The sequence below is a fragment of the Bacillus sp. Leaf49 genome, from assembly GCF_001426125.1.
Classification (GTDB): domain Bacteria; phylum Bacillota; class Bacilli; order Bacillales; family Bacillaceae; genus Bacillus; species Bacillus altitudinis.
The window spans coordinates 18,003-43,374 of the sequence record NZ_LMRK01000001.1; the positions used below are offsets into that span (position 1 = coordinate 18,003).

Annotated in this window: 32 protein-coding genes; 2 read left to right on the plus strand and 30 right to left on the minus strand. The window is 42.9% G+C overall.

Annotation, left to right across the window (positions count from 1 at the left end; genetic code table 11):
* Window positions 1-243: 243 nt before the first annotated feature.
* Window positions 244-579 carry a YolD-like family protein gene (locus ASG46_RS00085; RefSeq protein WP_056702387.1) on the plus strand — a complete coding sequence of 112 codons (336 nt, stop codon included), beginning with the start codon at window positions 244-246 and terminating at the stop codon, window positions 577-579.
* 67 nt (window positions 580-646) lie between these two features.
* Here ASG46_RS00085 and ASG46_RS00090 read toward each other — a convergent pair whose 3' ends face one another.
* The 16 genes from ASG46_RS00090 to ASG46_RS00160 are packed head-to-tail and all read right to left on the minus strand — an operon-like array spanning window position 647 to window position 14,146.
* Entirely contained in the window at window positions 647-1,447 is an 801-nt protein-coding gene (locus ASG46_RS00090) for a peptidoglycan recognition protein family protein (protein WP_056702388.1), read from the minus strand.
* Window positions 1,448-1,505: 58 nt separating this feature from the next.
* Window positions 1,506-1,769, minus strand: coding sequence for a phage holin (locus ASG46_RS00095; protein WP_056702389.1), 264 nt, complete (start codon window positions 1,767-1,769; stop codon window positions 1,506-1,508).
* A gap of 15 nt (window positions 1,770-1,784) precedes the next feature.
* Complete coding sequence (locus tag ASG46_RS00100) at window positions 1,785-1,997, minus strand: BhlA/UviB family holin-like peptide (RefSeq protein ID WP_025092921.1); 213 nt, start codon at window positions 1,995-1,997, stop codon at window positions 1,785-1,787.
* Window positions 1,998-2,057: 60 nt separating this feature from the next.
* Window positions 2,058-2,201, minus strand: coding sequence for an XkdX family protein (locus ASG46_RS00105; RefSeq protein ID WP_041506910.1), 144 nt, complete (start codon window positions 2,199-2,201; stop codon window positions 2,058-2,060).
* Window positions 2,198-2,572 (minus strand): hypothetical protein, encoded by a 375-nt coding sequence (locus tag ASG46_RS00110; protein WP_056702390.1) that lies wholly within the window; start codon window positions 2,570-2,572, stop codon window positions 2,198-2,200. Before ASG46_RS00110 ends, ASG46_RS00105 begins: the two co-directional genes overlap by 4 nt.
* A 5-nt stretch (window positions 2,573-2,577) precedes the next feature.
* Window positions 2,578-3,708, minus strand: a complete 1,131-nt coding sequence (locus tag ASG46_RS00115) for a hypothetical protein (RefSeq protein ID WP_056702391.1) — start codon at window positions 3,706-3,708, stop codon at window positions 2,578-2,580.
* Window positions 3,709-3,725: 17 nt separating this feature from the next.
* On the minus strand, window positions 3,726-4,109 hold the full coding sequence (locus ASG46_RS00120; RefSeq protein WP_056702394.1) for a phage tail-collar fiber domain-containing protein: 384 nt from the start codon (window positions 4,107-4,109) through the stop codon (window positions 3,726-3,728).
* Window positions 4,110-4,121: 12 nt separating this feature from the next.
* Entirely contained in the window at window positions 4,122-5,045 is a 924-nt protein-coding gene (locus ASG46_RS21555) for a YmfQ family protein (RefSeq protein ID WP_056702397.1), read from the minus strand.
* Window positions 5,032-6,078: a baseplate J/gp47 family protein gene (locus ASG46_RS00130; protein ID WP_056702411.1), complete on the minus strand. Its 1,047-nt coding sequence runs from the start codon at window positions 6,076-6,078 to the stop codon at window positions 5,032-5,034. The genes ASG46_RS21555 and ASG46_RS00130 overlap by 14 nt, the downstream gene beginning before the upstream one ends.
* On the minus strand, window positions 6,071-6,499 hold the full coding sequence (locus ASG46_RS00135; RefSeq protein WP_047946132.1) for a DUF2634 domain-containing protein: 429 nt from the start codon (window positions 6,497-6,499) through the stop codon (window positions 6,071-6,073). Before ASG46_RS00135 ends, ASG46_RS00130 begins: the two co-directional genes overlap by 8 nt.
* Complete coding sequence (locus ASG46_RS00140; protein WP_056702414.1) at window positions 6,499-6,780, minus strand: DUF2577 family protein; 282 nt, start codon at window positions 6,778-6,780, stop codon at window positions 6,499-6,501. Before ASG46_RS00140 ends, ASG46_RS00135 begins: the two co-directional genes overlap by 1 nt.
* Window positions 6,777-7,874 (minus strand): XkdQ/YqbQ family protein, encoded by a 1,098-nt coding sequence (locus ASG46_RS00145; protein ID WP_056702417.1) that lies wholly within the window; start codon window positions 7,872-7,874, stop codon window positions 6,777-6,779. Before ASG46_RS00145 ends, ASG46_RS00140 begins: the two co-directional genes overlap by 4 nt.
* A gap of 11 nt (window positions 7,875-7,885) precedes the next feature.
* Window positions 7,886-8,548 carry a LysM peptidoglycan-binding domain-containing protein gene (locus ASG46_RS00150; protein WP_056702419.1) on the minus strand — a complete coding sequence of 221 codons (663 nt, stop codon included), beginning with the start codon at window positions 8,546-8,548 and terminating at the stop codon, window positions 7,886-7,888.
* A complete protein-coding gene (locus tag ASG46_RS00155; RefSeq protein WP_056702422.1) occupies window positions 8,541-13,517 on the minus strand; it encodes a transglycosylase SLT domain-containing protein in 4,977 nt (1,658 codons plus the stop codon). Before ASG46_RS00155 ends, ASG46_RS00150 begins: the two co-directional genes overlap by 8 nt.
* Before the next feature lie 3 nt (window positions 13,518-13,520).
* Complete coding sequence (locus ASG46_RS21210) at window positions 13,521-13,673, minus strand: hypothetical protein (protein ID WP_226650603.1); 153 nt, start codon at window positions 13,671-13,673, stop codon at window positions 13,521-13,523.
* 23 nt (window positions 13,674-13,696) lie between these two features.
* Complete coding sequence (locus tag ASG46_RS00160) at window positions 13,697-14,146, minus strand: phage tail assembly chaperone (protein ID WP_056702424.1); 450 nt, start codon at window positions 14,144-14,146, stop codon at window positions 13,697-13,699.
* Window positions 14,147-14,332: 186 nt separating this feature from the next.
* Between ASG46_RS00160 and ASG46_RS21215 the strand changes: the two genes are divergently transcribed.
* The gene (locus tag ASG46_RS21215; protein ID WP_229200408.1) at window positions 14,333-14,389 is read left to right on the plus strand and encodes a putative holin-like toxin; all 57 of its coding nucleotides are present in this window, start codon (window positions 14,333-14,335) and stop codon (window positions 14,387-14,389) included.
* 319 nt (window positions 14,390-14,708) lie between these two features.
* Here ASG46_RS21215 and ASG46_RS00165 read toward each other — a convergent pair whose 3' ends face one another.
* The 14 genes from ASG46_RS00165 to ASG46_RS00230 are packed head-to-tail and all read right to left on the minus strand — an operon-like array spanning window position 14,709 to window position 25,370.
* Window positions 14,709-15,152 (minus strand): phage tail tube protein, encoded by a 444-nt coding sequence (locus tag ASG46_RS00165; RefSeq protein ID WP_056702426.1) that lies wholly within the window; start codon window positions 15,150-15,152, stop codon window positions 14,709-14,711.
* Between the two features lies 1 nt (window position 15,153).
* Window positions 15,154-16,500, minus strand: coding sequence for a phage tail sheath family protein (locus tag ASG46_RS00170; protein WP_056702427.1), 1,347 nt, complete (start codon window positions 16,498-16,500; stop codon window positions 15,154-15,156).
* Window positions 16,501-16,502: 2 nt separating this feature from the next.
* Window positions 16,503-16,700, minus strand: coding sequence for a hypothetical protein (locus ASG46_RS00175; RefSeq protein WP_056702955.1), 198 nt, complete (start codon window positions 16,698-16,700; stop codon window positions 16,503-16,505).
* Between the two features lie 13 nt (window positions 16,701-16,713).
* Window positions 16,714-17,169 carry a phage tail terminator family protein gene (locus ASG46_RS00180; protein ID WP_056702428.1) on the minus strand — a complete coding sequence of 152 codons (456 nt, stop codon included), beginning with the start codon at window positions 17,167-17,169 and terminating at the stop codon, window positions 16,714-16,716.
* Entirely contained in the window at window positions 17,170-17,679 is a 510-nt protein-coding gene (locus tag ASG46_RS00185; protein ID WP_056702429.1) for an HK97 gp10 family phage protein, read from the minus strand.
* On the minus strand, window positions 17,676-18,032 hold the full coding sequence (locus ASG46_RS00190) for a DUF3599 family protein (protein WP_056702436.1): 357 nt from the start codon (window positions 18,030-18,032) through the stop codon (window positions 17,676-17,678). The genes ASG46_RS00185 and ASG46_RS00190 overlap by 4 nt, the downstream gene beginning before the upstream one ends.
* The gene (gene yqbG / locus ASG46_RS00195; protein WP_056702438.1) at window positions 18,029-18,421 is read right to left on the minus strand and encodes a protein YqbG; all 393 of its coding nucleotides are present in this window, start codon (window positions 18,419-18,421) and stop codon (window positions 18,029-18,031) included. Before yqbG ends, ASG46_RS00190 begins: the two co-directional genes overlap by 4 nt.
* 5 nt (window positions 18,422-18,426) lie before the next feature.
* Window positions 18,427-18,813 carry a YqbF domain-containing protein gene (locus ASG46_RS00200; RefSeq protein WP_056702440.1) on the minus strand — a complete coding sequence of 129 codons (387 nt, stop codon included), beginning with the start codon at window positions 18,811-18,813 and terminating at the stop codon, window positions 18,427-18,429.
* A gap of 5 nt (window positions 18,814-18,818) precedes the next feature.
* Window positions 18,819-19,748 (minus strand): phage major capsid protein, encoded by a 930-nt coding sequence (locus ASG46_RS00205; RefSeq protein ID WP_056702442.1) that lies wholly within the window; start codon window positions 19,746-19,748, stop codon window positions 18,819-18,821.
* A gap of 23 nt (window positions 19,749-19,771) precedes the next feature.
* A complete protein-coding gene (locus tag ASG46_RS00210; protein ID WP_056702445.1) occupies window positions 19,772-20,932 on the minus strand; it encodes an XkdF-like putative serine protease domain-containing protein in 1,161 nt (386 codons plus the stop codon).
* 34 nt (window positions 20,933-20,966) lie between these two features.
* Complete coding sequence (locus ASG46_RS00215; RefSeq protein ID WP_034623542.1) at window positions 20,967-21,596, minus strand: hypothetical protein; 630 nt, start codon at window positions 21,594-21,596, stop codon at window positions 20,967-20,969.
* 41 nt (window positions 21,597-21,637) lie between these two features.
* Window positions 21,638-22,555: a phage minor head protein gene (locus tag ASG46_RS00220; protein WP_056702448.1), complete on the minus strand. Its 918-nt coding sequence runs from the start codon at window positions 22,553-22,555 to the stop codon at window positions 21,638-21,640.
* Window positions 22,552-24,072 carry a phage portal protein gene (locus ASG46_RS00225; protein WP_056702451.1) on the minus strand — a complete coding sequence of 507 codons (1,521 nt, stop codon included), beginning with the start codon at window positions 24,070-24,072 and terminating at the stop codon, window positions 22,552-22,554. The genes ASG46_RS00220 and ASG46_RS00225 overlap by 4 nt, the downstream gene beginning before the upstream one ends.
* On the minus strand, window positions 24,072-25,370 hold the full coding sequence (locus tag ASG46_RS00230; RefSeq protein WP_162242775.1) for a PBSX family phage terminase large subunit: 1,299 nt from the start codon (window positions 25,368-25,370) through the stop codon (window positions 24,072-24,074). Before ASG46_RS00230 ends, ASG46_RS00225 begins: the two co-directional genes overlap by 1 nt.
* Window positions 25,371-25,372 lie beyond the last annotated feature (2 nt).

A 25,372-nucleotide genomic window follows, 5' to 3' on the forward strand; every position in this document is an offset into this window, starting at 1 on the left:
ATTACATACAGGAATTTACAAAGCACCGAAAAGAAACCGCAAATAGAACAAAAAAAGAGCTCCTGTAAAGGAGCCATGTGAGTAATACATGAGTAATAGTGGTTTGATAAAGAAGTAAGTAAATCATTGAAATATACGAATTTTTTATCCCGTTTCCGCGGGTAAACCGTATATAAATTTATTATAACTCAAACTTAGACACAGAACAAACATTCGGTTATAATTTCTTTTGAGGTGGACTAAATGTGGAATACAGAAAAGGATCAAAACCGTTGGAAGATGAAGTTTATATTGCCTGAGCATAACGAAGCACTAAGGCAACTTCATCTTGCAAAACATAAGATTGAGCGGCCAACATTAAGCCCAGAACAGATTGAAGAATTTGAATATACAATAGCGACTGCTATGAGCGAAGACTCGACTCTGAATTTCGAGCTATTTGATGATGGGTTTGTTCGAGAGGTATCGGGACAAGTTGTATACGTGGACCATATAAAGAAACTGTTTCATGTAAAAGATAGCCGTTCTGATACAAATTTAATAAAATTTGCAGATATACTTAATGTAAAAACACTTTAAACAAAAAAGCCCCCATCCATTAAGGACAGGGGCTAATTTCTTTTCCTGTAGTCATATCTATAGATTTTTATTTTAATAGTTTTTCGAGAGCGGCTTTTGTCTTCGGTCCGTATATGCCATCAGGTGTTAAGCCATTCATGAGCTGGAATCGCTTGACTGCATTCGCAGTCTTGGGTCCATAGTAGCCATCAATACCGTTGTTTTTTGCCTTTTTATCCGGGTAGTAGTAAACAGCCGCTAGGGCTTCTTGTACGGCTTTTACTGCTGATCCCTTTGTAAGAGGATTCGTGACTTTTAAAATGCCGGTAGGCAGGTTGTATGACTTTTTAGCAGGCTTGGAAACTGCTGTTTTGGATGGTACTGCTGTTGTTGGTTTAACAGTCGGCTTTTTATTTGTGTGAGCAACGGCGATCCCAGCTTTGAAGCTGTCCCAACGATTAAGCAGCTTTCGCGGACAATTTTTGCCGCTCCATCTCTTATGTGGCACAACGTTGGCCAATGGAATGCCTTGCTCGGTCATCAGCTGACGAATTAGCCATTGGGCGTTCTCAACTGCCTTTTCAAAGTCCCCATCAGCATTCTCACAAATTTCGATACCAATTGATTTCATATTGCCGGTTCCCCGACCATCTCCCGCATGCCAACCGTTTTCGTTTAGCGGCAAATGCTGATAGATACAATTTTCATCCACAGTAAAGTGCCAGCTTACCCCCGTGCTAGATCGCTTAACAAAACTAGCGTGATTAGCTGCGTCTGCTCCTTTTTTAGTATTAGCAGTATTGTGGACCGTAATATATAAAGGCTTCATGTAGTTGCCAGGACGGTTCTTGTTGCTTTTCGGAATATAATCTTTAATGATTTTTACCACGTTCATCGTCTCCTTTTTGGTCTATTAAATATAAAAAGAGCCACCTCATGGCAGCTCCTTACTTCGTTAATCCTTTTTGTTGCAGCGCTTCTTTTTGCAGCTTTCCTTTCTCAGTCACATAGTTGTTTTTGAACCATGCGACAAGGGTTGTTACTAACGTAAAGACCATTGAGAAGGCAAGGTACAATGTCTCAGCCAACGAAGTGACTTGGTCCTCACTGATTGGCAAGATTGGCTTGCCAAATACGATAAGCGCCTGGTTGATTAGTGCCATAAAAAGAAGCACTGTACGGATCACAGTGCCTTTGTCGAAGTTTTTCATAATTGTTTCCTCCTACTATTTTAAATTCCGTTCAATTTTATCGAGTTTATCGATCACCACGTCATACTTCTCACTAAACTTTGCTAAGACTTCATTTTGTGCCTCAATTTGCTCATTGAGCTTGTTTTCTCTTTCTTTTGTCGTGTTGAGAACATAAAACAGAACCCAACAAAAAAGAACCGCAAATGGTCCTTGTGTCATCAAATATTGAGCCAAATCCATTTCCACCATACTCACCTACTCCCTCACTTGATCACCCCCTTAAAGAAGGCAAAATAAAAAGCCCCTCTAGGCTTCGTACTGTTCTCCCGTTATTTCTTGATAGTCTTCTTTGTTAATCCAACCGATTTCTACATAAAAGGCAATGTCTTCAGGACCGTAACACTTCCACTCCCAAAACTGCTTTATATCTGCAACTGTTGGATATATCATGATTTTTCACCACCCTTCAACTCCTGAATCTCAGTCATGAGTTGGGCCAATTGTTTCGCCATTTGTGCTTCGCGCAGTTTGGCTGCAGCTGCTTCCTTTGACAGTTCAGTCAATTGTTTAGTTAAGACCGCATTTTGCTGCTTTAGTAACTCAATATCATACGGCGGTTGCTCTGTTTGTAAGCTATCAATGTATTCTTGGGTTGCCGACTCACTCCATGTCTTACTTGAAGGATTGTATTTTGCGATGTACAACCCTTCTTGCGGTTGAACATCTGTAAAACCCTCTGGAATTTCAGCATCATCGGGTATTTCTTTATCTCCACTAGGTATATACTTAAATTTCTCATCGTACGCGTATATTGGCTTCATATGGTTTATCCCTCCTTTGCCTTAAACATACAATTCACGACAATAAACTCAGTATTGCTGCTTGTGCTTTGTATGCAAAAACGGCCATCAGTTGCGATATATTGTCTACTATATTGAGGTCCTTTAAAACCACCGGTACTTGAAGCGACTCCAAGATTATAGAATGGAGCAACTGGTTCACATCCTTCTGGTAACGTAAAGGCAGGTACATCACCTAATGTTCCTCCGGCAATTGCTCCCTTAACAGTAACAGTTCCAAGCGCATCCTTTGCAACACGTACCCGATAATCATTATTGACCTCAGATTGATATGTTTTCCAACCGTTGCCGATTGTAGGGTACTTCCAATTGAGTTTTGCATCTGCGTCAGTAATAACACGTTTCCAACCTGTGAAATTCCCCTCTGTATGGACTGTTCCGAACCAATGTAAATTATCAAAGCTTCGACAGACATGAATGTCTTTTCTTGTTACAGCAGTATCAACATCGATATTAAACCAACCTGAATCATTGGTTGTCGGCATGTTTGTAAGATATTGACCAGCTGCATAATAACGGCCAGGAGGCAATGATAAGACATCTGTTCCGTTTAATACTTTGGGGAGCGGTTTTCGTTCACCCGAATCTTGAGTCAATTTATAGAGTTGGCCATTGTTCCATTTATCTTTTTCAACTACTGTCGGCAGCTGCGTCCAAGTGATAGATATATGGTTAGAATTATAGTAAAAGTAATACGCATTACCTGACGTGTCTACCGCAAAGCCAGTGCCAATCTTATCTTGGCCAACTGTCTGTATTCCTCTTAAATAAGCATTGCTAGGTGCAGGGGAATCTTCTACCCCTGGGGATGCAATGAAAGTACAGGTCCCCTTGTCTTTTATCGCATCATAAATATTTTTGTCAGCTGGAACAGAGATCAAGTATTTGCCGTCATCAGCTGTGATTTTATATAGCTGCGATTCATTCCATTTCTTCTTCTCTGCTGCAGATGCATGCGGCTTGGTGTCATCAATATGGCCAATGATCTGATCTAACAATCCAGAGTCATTCTCAATCAACACTTTAACCATGTCATTGAACAGATCCGCATGAGCCTTGTCACTTGTTTCAAACACTTTAGGAGATTTAATGTCCATCGATGAGCACTCCTTTCCTAGTAAATATCATCAATCTCAAAGATGAATTCAATGTCACCATCTTTTTGCTTGTCTGTCATAGTGCGGATGGCGGTGAATTTACCGTCTTCGTCGACAAGTGCTATTTCGTTGATCACTTCTCCTGCCAGTTCTCCTTCAGCGATGGTGCACGTGTATCGGATCTTCGCCGGCTCCATGAATTTATAGGAATCAATGTCCTTTTGAACAAGTTCATTTTTGAGTTCTTGTTCTGTTCCATCCAGAGAGATTGGCTTTCCGTCCTTAGTTCCACCATTCCCAAAAGCCATCTTGACCACTTTTGTGAGCTTCGTTCCCTCCGCTCTAGCCTTCGCCATTTGTTGGCGAGCATAAAGCGTTGTAACGGTTAATTGATCAGCCATAATGATCCTCCTTTATAAATCTATTTGTTTGGACGTGGCAGCTAGATATTTTGAACCGTCGAGCGGTACCGATCCATCAAGCGTCCAATATTTCTGCTTAATGATTACACTTCCGCTTTGCTCATTTGATACATGAGCAGCCATGCGGAATGTCATTTTCTTTTTTTCTTTCCTAACATGATTGAAGCGTGATCGAAGCGTAAGAGCAGCTTGTTGATCCGTTTCGTGTTTGGCTCCTACCATGACATATCTTGTACGTCCAAGAACTTTCATTTCTTTTTTGAGCTTCATGGCCAGCTTTAAAGATTGCCGGAAGCGCACTGGAATATCTGTTGAATTGCGCGATCCGCTCAAATAAAAAGTGCCATTAAGTAAAAACTCTCCATTCAGCAAGATTGGGATGTGATCAAAAAAGCCCACTCTGCTACGCAGTGTGATCCTGTTACGATAGTCTTTGATTTCATGAACATCCGTATGATGAACGCTTGTGAATTTGTAAGCCAAGTGTGCAGGCTTTAAGTTTTCAAGCGTCTCTACAATGTATCTGGTGTTCTGCAGGTCATCCAAATTAACACGAAGGGAGAAATGATAGCGGCCTGTCGTTAGACGAACCACTGCGCTAGGGTTCTTCAAGAACCGGTTCACTGCTCTTTCTAGTGATGCATACGTGATCGGTGGAATGTTTGACATGAGATTCAATACACGTGCCCTTCTCAATTCAATCGAGTCACCTGACTCACGCTGCACCTTCAGCATTCTTTCCCATCGATCCAATCCCCATGTTGCTGTGATCGGAAAAAGCTGATCAGTCATATCAAAAATAGAATCGTCTAGCCTTTCCATTTCAGGGGCTTCGGATTTCATTAATTCATCAAATTCAGTGATCTCCGTTAGATAGGAAGGTAAATAGGCCTTCATATCATCATACTTGCTCATTGACGATCACCTGCCCTAGACGCGGAATCTCAATGTCCTGAAGCGGCAAGTTTTTGGCTTCACCGTTGATCAAGACATCCGCATAATCAGAGACACTATCCGCATGATACAAAATATCATTGATCGCTGACATTCTGATCACGTTCTCCTCAAAAGCAAGTGATTTCAGGAGAGACTTGATCTTCTCTTCTATCTCTTGTTGAGCATCTTCAAGTGAATAGTCCATTTTAAGCTCCACTGATAGGGACACCTCAACATCTTTCCACTTAGCACTCTCGATGGTTGCGGTGGCTCCAATCGGTGCTTGGCCTTCCCCTTCGCCCGGAACCGGATCAATGTACTCCCGCACCTTATTGACAAGCAAATCTGTCGCAACGTCAAAATTCCCGTCAGTGATGACAACTTTTACTGTGCCTTCACCATTCCAAAGTGGAAACACCTTCGCCCTGCCAACTCCTTCTACTTCTTCAGCCCACTTTTTATAATGAGCTTTGTTGGCACTAACAGCCTCCCGCCTTGCCCTCATCAAGTACCGCTCATAAAGAGCTTCATCGTCTTCTTCCTCTTGCCCTGGTATCTTCAATTCTTCAAAGATGACAGACTCTAATCCTGGTATGTTATCGAGTGATAAGAGCGGCAGCTCTGCAAAATTCCCATTGCCTACAGCACCAGTCGTTTCACATTTCAAAGTTCCATCAGATTCAAACTGAAAATATAGACTATCAATGTAGAACCTTGATCCCGTTGGTATTCTTATACCTTCGGGCGAGACTTCAACGGACCATACAGCACTTGTGGCCGCTTTACGAGTGATTCCAACTTCAGCAGCTCGTCTATCTAAAAATTCTCCCTGCGCTGTATCCGCAAAGACAAGATCGAATACCTGATCAAGCCATATATAAGATTGAGCAAGTTCCGCAGCTGCAGGAGCCAACGCATTCCATATGACGCTGTTTTCACGTTTATCAATATCATCGGGTATACGTTCCAACATGCGTTCCATGATGGCTTCATAAGACTGTTCTTCAAACATCTTCGCCAATCACCTCCTCGATCTCCAAGGTTCCCTCATCTGTCACAACATTAAAGACCACCTTAAAAGTTGCCCCTTCTTTAGTGATCTCAAAATCTTGCACACTTTCAATTCTTTCATCAACAAGAAGTGCTTCTTCTATTAGACGCGGGATCTCCATCTCCTTGTATTCATCAGTTGCTTCTTCATCAGATACCGATTCCTGCACCTCACAACCAACATCATGGCTGTAGATAGGATGTGCATACCGCTCTGTCCTAAGTGTGATGTAAACGAATTGGCGAATGGCATCGAGACCATTAATCTTTTCATTGGTTAGACGGCCAGTTTCAAAGTCGATTCGGTAGGTAGTCGAAGGTTCAACAATATCATCTTCATCTTCCTCAAAATCTTCAATTTCCTCTTCTGGAGAGAGTGCCATCATGAACCACCTCCTACTACTTTATCTAAGATGTAAAACATCTGACCGCCTGTCATCGCAAGGACCATGACACTATCGCCTTCTTCTAGCTCATCATCTTCCCCCTCATCTAATCGGGTTGGCCAGATAAAGAGTTCTTCAGGAATGATGAGTTTGTCATTTTCGTTGAGCCTAACACTAAGAGGAGAAACAGACACCACATCACCGAGTATCAATTCCATTGGTGATTGTGCATCAACAGCATCGACAGCCAATCGCTTAATTGCCTCGCTTAGTTTCATGTCTGGTTCCCCGTTGGGATCGTATTCTTTTCAACGACATCAATCGTCATGGTGTGTTTGGTTCCTTTAAATTCATGGCTGTCTTGATCGATCCAGTACGTTTTTTTGATACCGATATCAGGAATGATGATGCGTATTGGCATGCCGCTTTGCAGTTCAGGGATTCCGAGTGCTTGGATACTTTTGAGTTCTTTTTTCACGCCCTTTTTCTGTGAGAGACGAACATCAGCCCTCTTTTGCAGCTGTGCCTGATTGATTTCCCCTGACACTCTTTCGACGTGCTGCAGGATGCCGTATTTACTTCTAGCAGCACTATCATTCGCCACAGCCAGCATCTCAATCTCTTTCTTTTGCGTAACAGTTTTCGGCTTCGTAGGTTTGGTCGTTTTCTTATCTTTTTCTTTATCTTTGTCAGTAGTCTTAGATTTCTTTTTTTCCTTCTTCAGCACCTTAATTTTTTCCACATGTGTTGCTCTCATCTTCACACGTGTGGCTGTTTCCTCAATCGAGGTGCTGTACTGATAATCAATGAGATTCACGCCTGATTCAATGACCCATACTTCGGACGGATCAGGCCATGCTCTAAGCCCCATCTTTCCTTTAGCAGAATAGATTTGATAGTTACGTCCTGTTTGCTTTTTTGTTTCCCTGAGAGCTTGCAAGATGATGTCATATAGGCTTGTATCGTTTTTGAATACAAGTGATTTAATGACATGGCCAGTGTTAGCGATCGACGTCATCGGGATCTGAAAATCTTGACCAAGCCGCTTCATTATCTGATCAGCTCTCTTATTGGAAAAGACATAGACATCCTGGTTCTTCACCAAATACTGAAGCATGTCATAAGCAGTAAAAGTGAGCTTTTCATCTTTGGGCGTTCTTGCAAAGACTGTACCTCGAAAGAGTTCTTTTCCTTTCCACTTGAAAAGAACAGTGTCACCCTCTGTGATGCTGTAATACTTTTGAGAACCCTGTTTTATCACGATCGTTGCTTGTATTGAGCGGGGGGCCTGATACCTTTGCCCCCGAAGTGTCACACTCTCTGTCACAAGCTCATACATGGTGCCGCTTCTGATGGCAAAAAGCTCAATCAATGTCAGCCCCCCTATTGTGGTATTTTTAATTTTTGACCAGGGAAAATCCAATGCCCTGGTTGTCTAATATTGCGTCTACTTCGTTTGATCATCGCGGCTTTATTCGCATTCCAAATGCGCCGCCATTTTGTGCTGTCACCATAGAAGCGACCAGAAATATCCCACAATGTATCACCCTTTTTAACGGTGTACACCTTTGGTGCGCCTTTTGAGCTGCGTTTTTTGCTGCTCTTTTTGGCTTTTCGTTTGATTTTTCTAGGTGATGCGGTTTTGTATTCCTTCAGCTGCAGCGTAAATTCACGATCGCCCACATCATAAGTACCTTCGCTATGGTTAAAACTCTCTATGCTGCATTGCATATTGATTTTGGTCCCTGTGACAATAAAGCGTACAGGCTTCTTTGAACGCATCATTCGTTCAATTTTGGCTATTGCATTCTCTGGTGATGGAATGCTTTTATATTCAGCGATCGGTGTATACTTCTTCGGAAAAAAGGCTGTAAATGAAATTTGACGAGCTCCTGGTACATCCAAGAATGTGAGCTCGCCAAATTTTGATACTTTGATAGATTCAATTTGTACGTTGTTATTGAGTTCTAATTTCTCAGGAAGAACAGGGAATCGCAGTTTGTCCTTCCCTTGCGAAATCCATAATTGATATTTTGATTTAGCCATCGATCACGACTCCCTTCGTTCCTGTGTTGATCTCGACTTCTAGTTCTTCAGCTATTGATCGTTTGATCTTTTCAACAAGTGAATCTTCATCTTGGCCGTTATGGAAGTGCTGATCACCATTAAAGTTAATGATGACCTGTTTTGATCCGCTGGAAGCAGACGGTGCATTTGCTGTGCCAGCTGTTACTGTTTGCACCTGCCCTTGTGAAAGCTCAGATGATGCAGCAGTGGCCGGATCGTATACGTCCATTCCTAAAGCCTGTGCAGCTTGAGCCAACAAGTAGCGACCACGTATGCCACGCTCTTCAGGAATAATCCATTCACGCTTGTTTCCTTCACCGACTCTGGCGATTTGCTCTTGCGTGATTAGACCACCGTTTGCATAACCCTTATATGGTCCGCCATTTCTGATACTTCTTAATCCAGGCGTATTATAGACACTTCCATATCTGCCTTTGATGTAGTTGATAGCAGCTGCAGCATTATGGATTGGGTTCCAGATGTCGTTCATGCCGTTGACTTTATTAGAGTTAAAGGTCGGATCAATGGTCTGCATCAATCCTTTAGACGGCGTTCCTCTCTTCGCATTAGAATCCCATAGGTTGATCGCTTTCGGGTTTCCACGTGACTCATTCTGCGCAATCGTCATCAAACCAGGTAGCCAGCTCATAGATGTGCCGGTTGCCATTAGAGCAGCCATGAGCCATTGTTGAACACTCAGATTAGATGCACCCATACCACTAAATGCAGCGATTAAGGAACCAGCTTGATTCTCTGCGAATTTCTTCACGTCAACTGAATCAAGACCTTTGACGACTCCGATCGATGCGAATTTTCCAAGACTCATCATGACACGTGAAGGAGAATGAATGTCTAGCTCTTCCCTAAACGCCTGTTCTACCTTCTTGGCCATGTCCTTAGCCGCTTGTGTCACTTCACTTCCTTTTGACCTCATACCGCTATTAAATGCGTCAATCATTCCTGCTCCCCAGGTAGGTGACTCTTGGCGAGCGGATAAGAAAGGTTGTCTTACATTTTGATCTAAGAATTGACCTGTGCCAGTTGGTGTCATGTTTTGACCTGCAGCAAAGCCGGTGACAGTTTGCGCTCCATACTGCGGAGTCGATGTCTGAATTTGAGTAAATGGTTGCTTGATATTGGCTTGTTTCCACTGTTCAAGCGAAACGCCTTTGCTGTTTAACCCTTTTTCAAAATCAGTGCTAAACTGTTCCCCGTATTTTGATGCGTTGCCCGCGTCTCCAATTGATACTGAGCCACTTGCAGAAGTGGAAACTGATGAAGCAGCTGCCGGTCTCATTGGAGAAGATGAGCTTGCTGGAGATGTTGGTGAAGCACCGCTCGGCACTACGGACATTCCAAGATGTGAAGCAGCCTGAGCAAGCAACATCTTCCCTCGTCCTCGGTTGTTTTCAGTCGGGATGACAAACTCTTTCCCAGCCTCGCCGATCCATGAAAGTGTTGGCTTTGTGATATAACCACCGGTGGCTCTCTGATCTGGCTTTTTCCCCTTAGTAGGGACTTTTTTCATACCTGTTTTTTCTTCACCTATTCCTTCAAAGAATTTAAATCCTTTTCCAGTAATCTCTTTTGCTTTACCAACCACTTTACCAACTAAACCGAAAAACCCATTCCATATTTCTGTGAGTTTTTCAGCATGACCCTTCAACGGTTTAAATACTTTCTCTTCAAACCATCCACTCACTGTTTTCCAAATACCCTTGATAATTCTCCAGGCATCTTGGAATTTCTCCCAAACGAAGGAGATTGCCGGCTCTGCATATTTCTTATATGGCTGCCAAACGTACTCATCAAACCATTTGGCAAGTATAATCCAAGTGGTTTTAATCCAATTCCACGTATTTTTAAACAAAATCCATATAAAGATAATGGCTGGCAAAGCGTAAGTTTTAAACGGCTGCCACACATACTCATCAAACCAAGCTGCAAGTATCACCCATGTTGTTTTAATCCAGTTCCATGTACCTTTGAATAGATTCCAGATAAACATGATAGCTGGAATGCCATATGTCTTAAATGGTGTCCACACATATTCATTAAACCACTCAGACAATACTCCCCATGTCTCTTTGATCCAATTCCATGTATCAACAAGTTTATTCCATACCCATCCAATGGCTTCTACTGCATATTGACCATATGGTTTCCATACCTTTTCCATGAACCAAGTTGATGCAACACCCCATATGGTTTTAATAATGTTCCAAGCAACGGTGAAAACACCAACCACAAAGTTGATGATTGGTACAACAAAGTTATAGATAGGTATGAATACTTTTTCCATGAACCAGTTAGAGACTTTCTCCCAAGTGGTTTTAATTTTTGTCCATGCTTTTTCAAAAAAACCACCAATTGGTTCAGCAACGTTGTCATTGAACCAAGTAGAAATATCTTTCCATGTATCTTTAATCCACTTGATTGCATCCTCTGACCATTTGACGATCTCGTCCCATTTCTTCTTGATGGTTCCATTGTCGAACATCTTTCCAATCCATTTGCCAAGATCACCGCCAAAGATGCTCCCTAAGATTCCACCGATAACGGTTCCGATACCAGGTGCGATCATTGTTCCGATTGCAGCTCCACCGATACCGCCTCCTAGATTTCCTGTGAATCCACCGATCTTTTCACCTTTATTATCATTGTTGATGCCGATCAGTTCTGTGGCCGCAATCAGTGTACCGAGAATAGGAATACGTTTTCCGATGCTCTTTGCGCCTTTACCAATATTCCCTAAGAATCCACCGCCACGCCCTTGGTTTGGAGTTGTTGGACGTACCGGCTCACCTCTATTGATCCAAGGCTGGCGATATTCAGGAGGTCTTGGGTTCCTTGGCGGTCGCCCTGCTCCTCCAGCTCCTCCGATTACACCACCGCTTGTTCCTGCTCCCATTCCTCCTCTTAAACCTTTTCCCCATTTGTAGGCAGCAAAAGCGCCAGAAAGAATGGATTTGAGCGGCTTTAATAACGTGGCCACTTTTCCGAGGAATGCGAGTGCAAATGCATTAGCAATCAAAGCACCAGCAATTGATCCTTCTCCTGTTAGGGCATTCCAGTTGATCTCGCCAATTTTCTTGGCGATCCGAATACCTAATTGCACAGGATCAAGAGCTTCAAGAAACGATTCAATGAATATCTTTCCTGCCTTTGCTCCTGCATCAGTGAAACTGTCCTCGGATGATTTGTCATCAATACCAAGTAGACCATTGATCACACCGTTTATGATGCCACCGTAAGTCTTCCCGACATTCTCGGCCATTTTGAAAAGACCAGGTTTCCCCGTCTTCTCCCACCATTGGCCAAATACGTCTTTCGTATTATCAAGGACAAGCTTCCACCGAGTTTCAAAGTCCATTTTTCTGTATTTTTCTAGCTGTTCAAAGTGCTTCTTCAACTTAGGATTGTCTTTAAATTTGACCTTCAGTTCTTGTGTCTGCTTCTTGGAGAGTTTTTCTCCTGGGAACAAAATTTTGAACTGATCACCAATAAATCCGAATACGCTTTTGGTGGGATTTAAAAAGCTCTTCGCAAAGGCTTTACCAGCCTTTTCAGCTTTGTTTGATAGATCAGTCAGCACAAAGGAATATTCCCCACGCCACGTTCTAAATGCTTCGAGAGCGGGCTGAAACGCAGCTGCTAGTCCCTTACCCCACGGCATCAAAATAGAGTTGTTGATGAATGATTTAACACCCAAGAACAAGTTGGCTAGGTTGTCCGACATTTTGATCATCATGTCGTTGTATTTGCCAAATTCCTTCGTGACTTCTGGCCACGTTTTGGAGATGTCTTTTCCGCTCTTGGCAAGTTTTTCGAGCTTACCCCTGGCATCACCAGAGATCGCCCCCATTTCTTGCAAAGCTGCCGTTGCGTCACCGATAGGACGCCCCGATTTAATGCCGTCATATAAACGCCCCATCCATAACGCAACTTCGGAAAATGGCCGTTGAACACCTGCAGCAACGTCCCCGACTAGCTTCATGCCTTCTGTAGTCGATAGAGCGTTCCCTGTGAATACTTGAAGGACACGACTTGACTCGAAAATCTCATCACGAGTAAATGGCGTTTGCCCGGCAAAGGCTGTCAGCTCGTCCAGACGTGCATCTGCTTTTCCTCTGCTGCCGAGCAGTGTTTCAAAAGCCGTGGTCATGTTCTGTCGATCCGCTACCATTTTGAGCGGCACGACAATACCACCTGTTGCACCGGCACCCACTCCAAGCAAACCAAGTGTGCTGGTGACAGCTGACACGATCCCTCTCAATGGCTTTGTGATAAGATCAAGGACCTTGATTGTGGTTGTGTAAGTCCGTCCCAAATGGGTATTTGCAAATGAGACAGCTCCACGTACTGGAGCGGTGAAACGGTCGATCGCATTGATCGCCACCCTGTATTCAGTCCCTAACGTGTTCCGTGTATAAGACGCTATACGACTGACTGTTCGTCGAACCATATCAACGGCTCTAATGGTATAGCTGTAGCCCCGGCCAAGCTGACGCGCTGCATATGAAGCAATACGTCTGATCCCTGCGGTTGCACGATCATGAACCGTTATGGCAAACCGTTCTACTTTACCAAATTTCCGATCGATGTAACGACGCAACCGAACAAGTCCTGGTGTTGCCTGATCTTTAATGCGCATCAGCACACTATGAGTACGCGGCATCTTGCGTTGTAAGAAGCCATTGAACTTTCGTAGTGCTTTTGTGGCCAGATCATTTACATCAAGCGTCAGCTGATAAGTTCGCGCAAGATCGCGCAATACAAACCGCTGCACACGTCTTAATGCAATTGTGGCATTGTCCCTGATTCTTAAAGTGATTGGCCGCTCTGATCTGCGGCGCAATCTATCAAGTCGTTCTAGGTCCCCTCTGATCAAACGCAATTTACGCGTGATGCGGTCTTGTAAATCAAACCGAGCTGTCAAACGAGCCATGTCTTATCCCCCTTTCTTCGATTCTTTTTCTAACACTTCAAGTTTGTGGGCTATCAACCCAAACAAAAAGGCCTTGAATTGCCTTGGCGCTTCATAGACCTCTAAGAGTTCAGACGGGGAGTAATGAAGCTCATGCATGCAGTAATAGAGATACACAGCCTCTTTGTTCCCGTCTTTTATTAGTTTTTTGCTTCAGTTTCTAAGTCTTCAATTTCATCTTCAAACCCGTTGACCTCAATGGCTTTGTTTAACCAGTTCGCATATTCACCGCCGACAGACAGGACACGCTTTGCCACTTCGACTGGATCTTGTGTGCTGTATGCTTCGCGCAGTTCTTTTGATTTGAAATCAGGGTAAATAGTTGATTCAACCGCAATACGTGCATAGAAGCGTTGAGAATCCAAGTCTTTTACACGTCCACGACCTTTAACATTTTTGAAAGTCGTGTTTTCTTTCTCCAGTTCATCGATGCGCTCTGTTGTGATCGCTTTGAATACGAATGGAATCACTTTACCTTCTTTATCAACGAAACGCTTTGAAATGATTGATTTGACCTCTTCCGCTTCTGTTGTTTGTCCTGGCATAAAGAATGAAAGATCATATGTGTTGTTTGTTTGTTTTTCGCTCATGTTTAAAAACTCCCTTTGATTTGTTTTTTTGAATACAAAAAAGCACATCCATTTTTTGAATGTGCTTTCCAATCTTTTCATGTATAATATAAATCGTACAATTGAACGGCTTACTCAAGGGTGGTCTGGCTCATCCCCGTAAGAAAGGGGGTGATGCTTATGTCAACGTTTCAAGCGATTTCGCTCATGCTTTTATTTGGGATGTTTATCCTTGCCCTGTTGACGTATATAAACAAAAAATAGGCCTCCCTTGAGCCTGGTAAGTTCGTAGGGATTGCCTATCCTTGTTGCTTCACCTGATTTAAGCCAGCCCCTTGAAGGGCCTCATTGTACATTGCCGGGATGTTGACGCATCCTGGCTTCTTTTTATTTTATGCAAATTGCTTTGCATGTAAACAAATTTTTTCTCAAAATGAAAAGGGAGGGTTCACTATTATCCCTTTTATCCCATGTATCCCATTTATCAAAAGTATATCATATTTGTACAAAAAAAGTGAAAATACTTTATTTAAAAACATTCACTAGTCAGTTCTTTTGTTACATTTTCTATAGTGATTAAATTTTAAAAGGAATCCTTCAGCTTCTCAGGAAGATCAAAGTCCTCAAACGTGAAAGGAACCTCTTCTTCCAGTGCTTCTGAATCCACATCAAGCCCCGCGATCTTTGCAGAATCGAAGTTCACATCAAATAATGTGACACGCTCTGTGCCGCGGCCGGATGATTTGTCATCCAGTACAGCTTGAATAGTGAAGTATGGGTCTTCCCCTTTCTTCACATAGTTGAGCATGAGCTGAACGAAACGTGATGTGACTTTATAGAATGTCGCCGTTCCTGTTCCATTTGCCCCCGTTGTTTTATGACCAGTCATTCGGCGGCCCATGACATTGACCTCTGATTTATTCTTCTCCACGTTCGCCTCAAACGTTTTAATGAACGCCATTTCCTCACCATCGAGGAATAAGCGTCCTTCCTTACCTGAAATGGTATTCTGCGCTTTAAAAGCCATCTTATCTCACCTCTACATTGAAATAGAATTTTTCAGCTGCATCAACTGGTTGAACAGCTAGATCAATCAAGAAACCGTCACGATCTTCATTTAAAGCGATCATGATGTCAGTCTCAGAGTCAAAGCCAGTGATTCCAGATCCATCTTGGAGCTGCGTGAGATATTGCGTGATGAGTGTTTTCACCAGCTGCAGCCCATCATCAGATGCCGGAATGTCATTTCCGTTGGCTTTACGTAATTTAATCAGATTCTTCAATTCGCGAGTGAGATCGTTGTTGATCGCATCGAGCACACGAATGATTTTGTTTTTCCCGAATGTCTTGTTTTTCTCCGTTGTATAGCTTGTCAGAGAGTTGATGTCCTTCTCAACGCTTACTGTGCGATCACGAGCATCAAACGTGAACAAGAATTCGCCTTGCGACAAGCGGTATTCCACTTGATCATTATCAAGACGTTCTAACGTATCAACAGCCCCTTCATATTCAACAAAGGTTAACGACTGATTGAAGTTTGCTCCTGCAGACGCACCGGCAACCCATGCAGTTGCTTTGGCTGGCGTGATCTCTGTGCCATCTTCTAGCAGCACACCACTTGTGACATTGATAATTCCTTCATGATCCGCTGCATAGTTCGGTAAAACACCTTGCACCTTACGCCCTTGATCATCACGCAAACGTTTGACGAAGGCCACAAATGTTGCTTTTAGTTGCTCGCTAGTGTTATTAGGCAGCGCGATCACGTCAAAGTATTCTGTTTCAGCTGCTTCTAAGAAAGCTGTATAATCTGCCACGCTTGGCACACCATTTTTCCCGCCGCTTAGTGTTACACCAGCGGTGATCGTCACTTCACCTTCACCGGAGAATGAAACATATTTGTTTTGCTTCAGCTCTTTGACATCAGTGACAACCTGCTTATCAACAATGTCTGTACCAACGTAAGTCACCACATCACGCTTGGAGCTATCCAATACGTTTTCAGTGACTTGGATCGTGACCTCATTCCCTTTCTGTCCACCATAATTAGCAAGAACGTTGAAATTCTCTCTGATCTGAGCCTTTGCTGGCTCACCTTCATTCAGACGGTAAAGCAAGACCGTTTGTGCTTTTTTCTTCGCTTCTCGGAAAAGAAGCAGTGACTTGTCATCGATATTTAATCCGACTTTTTTATTTAAGTCCTCGATGCCTGAGATAGAGATGAACGACTTAGGCTCTCCCCAGCTCATTGTGATTGGAAGTGCAACGGTTCCGCGATCACCTAAAGTGATACGTTGCTGTGCTGTGGTTTTGAAATTGAAGTAGATACCAGGGCGCTTCTTTTCTGTACCTGGTGTAAAAGTACCTCCATTCATGCTTAAACCTCCTTAGACAAAAAAGCATCAATCTGCTTCTTTGCTTCTGTTTTTGTAATTGGTTGATCTTTGATATAAAAAAGAGCACCTTCAAGAATTTCTGGCTTTACGCCAAACAATTCCTTGCTGTGCTCTTTCAAGGCTTCAAATGAAAATGCTGCTTCTTTAGGAAGAACTGGAGCGACTTTCTCTTCTTTCACCTGTGATTCATTTTTATTCTTGGCCACTTTTTATCACCCCATCTGAAAAATTTATGTCGTCTAGGCTCGGTTGCTCTTCTCGGTTGTACCAATAGGCGCTATCCCATGTGAGGACAATCGTTGCCACGCCTTGATCACCATTCCTAGTTTCTGCCCTCTTAATGCGAACATATTGATCGAGCGGTTCACCTTCTTCACTGACCATCGGAATAATATTCCGATCAGCTGACAAGGCATCTACAATCGATTCAGCTGCATCATGAGCCTGTCCAGAATCTTTGTGAAACACTTTAATATGCAGCGTGTAGGTTTTAAGAAACGTTGAAACAGTATCGTTTTTTGTATTTGTCCATGCTGCAGGAAAGTACATCGATGGGACCTGAAACTGTTCAGGAATCTCTTTTTCATATACTTTCACCGGAAACTGCTTGTAACAATAATTCATGATGGCGCCGACTTCTTGATTCATTTAATCACCGCCAAATTGTTCATCGATCCATTGCTGCAGTTTGCGGTCTAATGATTGTTCAAACATCTGTTCAAAAATTGAAAGTGCATTATCCCAATAGCCGCTCCCCTCAACCCATTGAAATTTCAGGAGCATCCCTGTTTCAGCATTTGGGTCATATTCAAAACGAGCACCAACCCATCTACCAGGAACCCATCGTCTATCCTGATTCTTGGAGGGATCAATGGTAAAATGACCATCATTTGTGTACGACGCGTATTCTAGGTTTGTCCCTACATCCAACGTCAGACCGCCACTGCTCATCGAAAAGACGTTTTCTTGGTCGCCTTTTTGGAATGAGTTGAGCAAACGACGAGCATCCACCGTTTTTGTACGGATAACTTCATCTTGAACGATGTCTAGGAACTCATAACCCATCGCTTCCAACCATTCTTCATATTCAGCTTGCAAGCCGCCATTAACAGCGGCATTCAAGTCCTCAATGAATTGATCAAGACCATCTATCCTCATAGGCTTTCACTCCTCATCGCTACCACCTCAATGTGGTGATTTTTGATCCGTCTGGGCTTTTGGAGTTTCAAAGTAATACCTTCCCATACCACTTTATCGTTCAGGCGGACATCAGCAGTAATAGGAAAATGAACAAGGTACGATTGATGAATGGTTGCGTTTGGCTCCTGCTGTGTGATGGATTGGTTTTTCTCCGAAAAATAACATGGCTGCGCAACTTGATCAGGCTCATCAGGATATGAAAAGATTGGCTGCGCATCCTGAACCGGCACACCAAAACGATCTTTTGACAGCTGCTCATTCTTTAAGTGGAAAATATCGCATCGATCCGTTAATAATGATTGATAGCTCATAATGATCTCAACCTCAATTTGACGTTGCCTGGATCTTCTGGCGGTTCCCCCGGCTCAAAGAAATCTATCAACAGGTTATACACATCTGGCTTTGAAACAGCGTTACCATCTGCCAAGGTGTATGAATAGTCACCAATTTTTTCAGACTTGTACCCTTTGATAATTGATTCATCGCCGTTGATCAATGCGAAAAACTGTGCCATTTTAATCAATGCGATCTTTGCTTTTTCAGGAAGCGGCTGATATTTTCCACTTGTGAAATCATGACCTGCGATCTTAAATACCTCAGCTTCAGCCTCAATGATGTCACTTTTCAATAGTTCATCCGAGCGGTTTTTCACGCTCTCGAATACGGTATACGCCCTAACTTCTTCAGGAGAGATCAGCATCGGCCTTACTCTCCTGTTTTTTCTTGTTGCTCTTGGCGCTCAAGGATGAAGGCAATTCTCTCACTCTTATCTTTGAGCTGAGTCGGATCGCCGCCAAGATCAATAACAATGGCTTCTTGTTCAGTTTTGTTCATGCCCTTCAGTTCTGATTCAGTGTAGATTTTTTGTTCTTGTTGGGGTTCTTCTTCCTCTTTCGCAGGCTCTTCATCTTCTTTTGGTTCATCATCCGTTTTTGAATCATCAGCAGGAGCTTTCACTTTCTTACAAGCGAAAAAGTCATTGCCATCGAGATATTGAAAAACCTTTTTCTCAATCTCTTTCTCCTGATTTAAATGAAAGACATGCCCCATCACAGAGTATGTCTTTCCTTTGATCAATTCAGCTGTATACATATTGATCACTCCTTGACCTTGATGATCTTAGCAACAGCATCCTCTTCCTCAAATTTGCTGTCTAGCTTCGCTGTCAGAACAATAATAAATTTACGTCTGCGGATATCCTTTTCAACCTCAATGCGAATATTGCGTGAGAAGCCAAGGATAATGTTTTTCGGATGAGTAAGTAAGATGTCCGAAACATCTGTGCCGTCCTCTCCCATTCCATATGGTTGCATGTTTGCAATACCTTTGACTGGAACACCGAATGCGGAGGAAAGTCCACCTTGTACAGCTGCATCCCCTAGATTCGTTTGACGATCTGCTACTTTGTCTTTCCATTCGACCTCTTGTCCTGGGGAAGTGTAGAAACGGAATTCTTGTGGAACTCGCAAGTATTTTGGCGGAACAGCTTTGTATCCTTGTTTGAATACTTGGCGTGTAAGTGGTTCGCCAGCTACATCTACGATATGGGATGTTGCTTGCTTACGAATACCATCAAGTTGCGCTAGATATGCATCACTAGATTTCGTATCACCATTCAAAATCAATTCTTCAATATCAACGGCTGCACGCTCAGCGAGCATTTGCATGATGGTGTTCTGTAAATTATCACCCTCGATGTTGTTTTCAAGTGTGTCATATGTGATATTTACTTCAGCGATGACTTCTTTTGCATTCAGCTCCACAGTGCTTGTTGTTGGCGCAGACTTTTGTTCATTAGTTAAACCTACACCTTCCTGACCAGCACGTAGAATGCGCTGACCAAAACCAATTTTCTCGATTTTTTGTGCATCGCTATCCATTGGAATGACACGTGCATCTTGTAGCAGTGTTGGTGCATTTTGCACCATACGAATAAATGTGCTAGATTGGGTTGGATTCATTAGACCGCCTGTTTTTAACGTCCCAAGCGTCACTTCCGCTTTGTTAATTACCTCTTGATTTCTCACTCTAGTTCCTCCTTTTTCTTGGCTTAAAGCAAGCCGCCCCATACAGTTTCAGATTTTTGTAAGTCTTGTTGTTGTGCATCCTCTACACCATTACCTTGCGGACGTGCTTTTTCAAGTGCTTCGACTCTTTCAACTACTGGAGCCAATGCCTTTTCTACAGCTGCGGCCATTTCTTTTGCGACCTCTTCATCAATTTGTTTTTCTTGCGGATCAGGTTGCTGCTCGCCTTCGCCTTTTTCAAGGTCTTCCAGTCGTTTTACGACTGGTGCAATTGTTTCATCTAGCATCTTTTGCAGATCTTCTTTGTTCACTTCTTCTTCCTCCTTCTCTTCCGCTTGACTCAACAGATTGTCGATAGCGGCTCTTGCATTTTTCAATTCAGTTAAGTTAGCAGCTGAAAACTTTTTACCTGCTTTTGCGACTTCTTTAGGTGGATCAGTTTGGATACCAGCCAAGTCATCAGTAAGCAAAATCTCTTGTGTGATTTCCACAAAATCTTGCAGTGCTGCCCTCACCTTTTCAGGATCAGTCTCCAAGTCTTCATCGTCGTAAGAATCCCATTTATACAAAACGGAATTCAGCGCCTCTTGTGCCGCCCAAAACTCACGACGCATGCGGCCTTTGTCGTATCTGTTCTTTACTTCTCCTTTTGATAAAAAGAAGTTTTTGAGCAAAGAAAAAAGCCCCTTCTCTTCAGAAGCTGGCTCACGCTCTTGTTTTCCTATGTCTGCTGTTCCGGCCATTGAATATCCGGTGATCTCACCCTTTTGAATCTGTTCCCAAATTTCATCGGAAGCCTTCGTCACAAGGACCCACGATCCTTTCTTGATCATCTCATCGCCCATTTCAAAGTCAGACGGAGCGATATAAGATTCAACGACTTCCCCGACACCGCCTTGGAAATCATGCTGCTTGTCGATCTCACGTGCATCCTTCAGGAACCCATGAGCCGCTTTCTCAATTTCTTCTGGTGTCATAAAGTCTCCATGTGCATCAGCTACGTTTGGTTCGTATACAATTCCATACACAAGACGTTGCACATCATCAGCCTTCGCAATGACTTTGATCTCTTTTTGAAAGTCTGGCTGTTTTTCTGACTTCATAAAAAAGAACTGCTTTTGATTAGCAGCCTTGTCCACGTATGAAACGTGTGTGATCTTTGCATTTATTAATTCCCTTGGCATATGTTCACCCCCTTTCAAAAGAAAAAACTGTCTTTTAATCAGACAGTTTTTCACCACTCATATAATAATCGCCAGTAATTTTTTGCAGCTGTTTAATTAACTTAATTACTGATGAACAGTATCTCATAGCTTCCTTATAATCAAGAAACACTGCATGTGGGTTTTTAACAATATCATTTCTTAGACTCCATAAGCCCAAAATGTTATTAGCCATATTCTGAGAAATATGTTCTTTGTACAGAAGATCTCTCACTATTTCAGGTATATCTCTTAAGTTATTCTCGCTTAATCTAACTACTACATACCTTAATTCTGCCTCAAGCTCCAGCCAAGCTGTATAAACAGCTTCCTCAGGAGACTTTTTTGCCAAACGCTCATAATGTTTTACATATCCAACATCCAGTCCGTTTGTTTCAGCATTATTATGACTATTTTTATTGGGGGCACTTTCATGTTGCTCATCTTCTTTTACATCTTCATTTTGCTCAATTTCATCTAAAGTTTTTGCAAAATCAAGATGAAGAATATCTTTATATTTAAAACTCAACAAATTACCAACTCTACTAAGAATTACTGTTATAGGTTGTTTTAAAATCAAAACCACTATAATAGTTGCTAACGAACCTGAAGTAAGTATTGAAGAAAAGAACTCAAGCCAACTCATATTTCCCCTCATTCCCAAAGTAATGAGGATATTATACTATTTCATTCCATGTTTTGTAAGACTCTTCTTCTAATCTCTTCTTTTTCCTCAGCTGACAATCCTAGTATTACAGGGTCAACCACAGGACCAACCGCACAATGGCAGTTAACCCGCTCTTTTGGCGTGAGTTGTGTATCTCTCGGAAACATGCACCGCTCTCCGCTGCCTGGTATCTCGAATTCCTCATCCAAAGGAATGATCGTGCCATCCAGCTGCACATGACTTTCTCTGGACTGATTCTTTTTCCCGCCGCTGTGTTTCCACTTCTTCCCCGTTACCGCCGGGGATTGGACATAGGATTCATGTTGTGCTACGGAAGAAGCGGTCAACACTTCAGTTACAGCTGTCACACGTGCGCGCTTGCGGCTGAATTCAGGAAGGTCCTTCAGCTCCAGTTCAATTTCTTGTATAGAGCGCCCCTCTTTGATGCCCTCTTTCAGCGTTTGCTCTATGGCTGTATGAGTATTCAGCTGCATCAGCTGCGCCAATTCCTGTGACCATGATTCAATCCACTGTTCAGTTTTCTCAGAAAGCACCTTGAATGGAATATCTGCATCGATGGAATGCATGATCTTCTCAGCCAACTGTGTGACGGTGAGTGTTAGAAAGACAGCCGTTTCTTTTCCAAACAGCTCCGTAAATTCATCAGCTGCAAACAAGTCATTTTGAAAGAACGCTAGAATTGATTCTAACGTCTCCGAATCGTCCTTGGATATAAAACCATTCAGTTCATTCAAAAACGTCCTGCGTTGCAATCTGAGAAGTTTTGCGGTGGTTTTCTCATACTCTTCCACCAAAGAGGGAACGTCCTTCAGTTCAGGGAAATCAGCTACAGCTGCTTCTAGTTCTTCAACCTCATCCGATTCCGCTTTTTGCACAAAGGTATTGATGTTTTTTATCAGTTGATCAATCTTGCTCATTTGTGGATCTCCTCTAGTTCATCCCTAACATCTTTTAAGAGATGGATCAGATCTTCCTGGGAACCCGCAGATTTTTGAAGAACCGTATCAAGCAAGCTAGTTGATACCTTTGGCTTAGCCTCAATTGGTCGGTGATATTCTTCCTCTGGCCATTCTTCAAGTGTCTTACCAAGAATACGCCCAGCCAGATCACGCAGGTCGTTTGGCGAAACCGCTCCTGCTTGAATAAACGGCGTAAGAACCTTTGCGATTTCGAGCGGATCACGAAAGTCAGGACCATTCAAAATGAGCCGCACATGCCAGAGATCAAGATCAGGAAGAAAGAGTGTATTGAGCTTGCCTGTGATGATCATTCTTTCTGGCTGAAATACCTGTTCCTCTGTCGTCTTTCGAGCGGTGTCAGCTGTCGCCTTGTTATAATCCTGTGATTCGCCTGTGTAGATCGGCGGCAGACGGAAAGAAGAACGTATCTTGTTTCTCGTCTTCTCGTCGTATTCAAGGAACAGCGCATCCTCCTGAAGAATCTCGGCCAGTGATTTTATATTCACCTTCACATTAGCCGGCTCTTCATCGTTCGATAGCTCATCCTTCTTCGGAATCCCTTCCACTTCGAGCAACAGGAATTTATGTGCATTGTCTGATCCTTCGATGCCGTTCATGTATTCCTGCAGCTGTTCATATGACGATTCAGAAAGCATCCCATTTTCCACTGTGATGGCTGCCGGCACATGCCGCCCTTGTTTAAAGTACAGATAGTTCAGCTCTTCAGCTTTTCGCGCTCCGTACATATTGACGATGTTACCAATCCAACGGGGAACACCATATGTACCGCTACCAATCTTGAAGTGAATGACTTCGCTTGCTACAAGTTCAGGGGGAGTTTTTTCGCTATATTCTCCCGTAGCAGCGTTCATTGTCCTTGGATCGCCGTACTCCTTAAAGAAAACTTTTTTAGTGTTGACCTGTTGCACATACTTCCTGAATCTTTTCTTCCGTTGCAATGACTTCACTTGTCCGCTTTCTGTGTATCGGAATTCGACATCAACAGGATCACTCAGCTTACAAACTCGTAAGTATTGTGCATCCAGATATTCAATACCTGCAGGTTTCCCTGTACCTTCTCGCAGCACTTCGACAAATCCATTACCTGTTTTCTCTCGGTCTTCTATCACATAACCAAGGACCACTTCGGCTGACTCATCATAGTTCATATATCTGGCAAACTCTTCAAGCCTTGTCCATTCCTTCTCGGCTGTCTTCTTTTTGACCGGTTTTACATCTTCCGCATTAAAATCAAAGGCGTATTCTACCCCAAAGCCAAAGCCTAGAATATTTGTTTTATATGCATCTATACATTGTTGAAGAATGGTAGAATACTCGGCCATTTGTTTGAGCTCTTTGATATTGTATGGCGGCTCGATCACATCATCAGCATCGTAATTAAATCCATCATCATAAATCTGCTTAGTGGTTTCAGACACATTGGCCTTCATCACTGTTGCTCTGACCGTTTTCATCAGCGTGACCTCCTTTCTCTGTTCGGGCGTGTCCGCTCTTTTGGTTTCTCTTTCAGGTCCGTTACCTCATAGTCATCAAGCGCATACCAGATGGCCGACAACGTATGGGGATCAATCTTAAACTCGTCTTCTATGATGTTACCGTTTTTATCAGTCTTGTAAGTAAGCGGCTGAAGCTCATAGATTGTGTTTTTGCATGCATCTGAACAGATGATCTTCTTGAACCGCTTGATCTTCTTGGTGTACTGCAAGCGTGATCCTTGAAACTTATGAGCGGCCACCATGTTGTATCCCATCTTCCTGAAGTATGCGATTGTTTTCGGTTCAGCTGCATCTGCTTTGATCAGCTCTTTTGTTTTGGCAAATTCGATGAGCTCTTGTACAGTTTCATCATCGGTTGTGCCCTTTTGATAATACTCCCAATAGATGTATAGATATTTCTTCTCGTGATCGACAGCCAGTCGAATCAAAGCGTTATATGACTCTACGAAACCAAAGTCCATGCCCGCTCTAAGTAAAGGCCGATTTATATTTGAGATGGCCAGCATCACATCTTCATGCGGCTGCACCTCGAATTGTGGCAGCACACGAATTCCATTTATGCCAAAATGACCTTTTCTCGCAATTCGATAAAGGTCGGGATCATATTCTTTCAGTTCATCCAGCTGCTTAATATAGCTGACCGGAAGGAATAAGTTGTCTTCAGCTGTAGAATGATGATAGTACGTATCGTTGATAGCGATCGTTCGCTCTTTATATAACCTTTCATCATCCAGGATAAATCGGTTGTTTTGATCATCCTTAAAGAAATGTCTGTACGTCCAATTATCCTGACCGACAGGGTTCGTTGATAAGATCATGTGCAGCTGCAACGTTGGATGACGCAAACGACCAAGCAGCTCCTTGAATCCCTCGTACTTAACCTCAGAACACTCTTCAATCCAAATGATTGAGATGTTGTTGATCGACTTCAATTTGGTTGGCTTGTCAAGACCTTTGAAAATGATCCGGCTCCCGTTATGGAATTTAAGCATGAGCGGTGAAGTCCGGCATTGAATGACATGATCAAGTCCAAGATCATTCACGATCTCTTCAAACAGCGAAAAGGTTGAATCCCTGTGTGTGTCATAGACTTCACGAATCACAAGAGCGGTTCGCTTTTCATCTAGTAACTTCAGAATGAGCTTCAGGGCAATGTGATAACTCTTAGATGATCCATAACCGCCCACCAAGAATTGAAACTTCTGATCCCAATCAAAGAGAAAATCTTCAAAGTGTGGATTGACTTCCTTCTCCATCA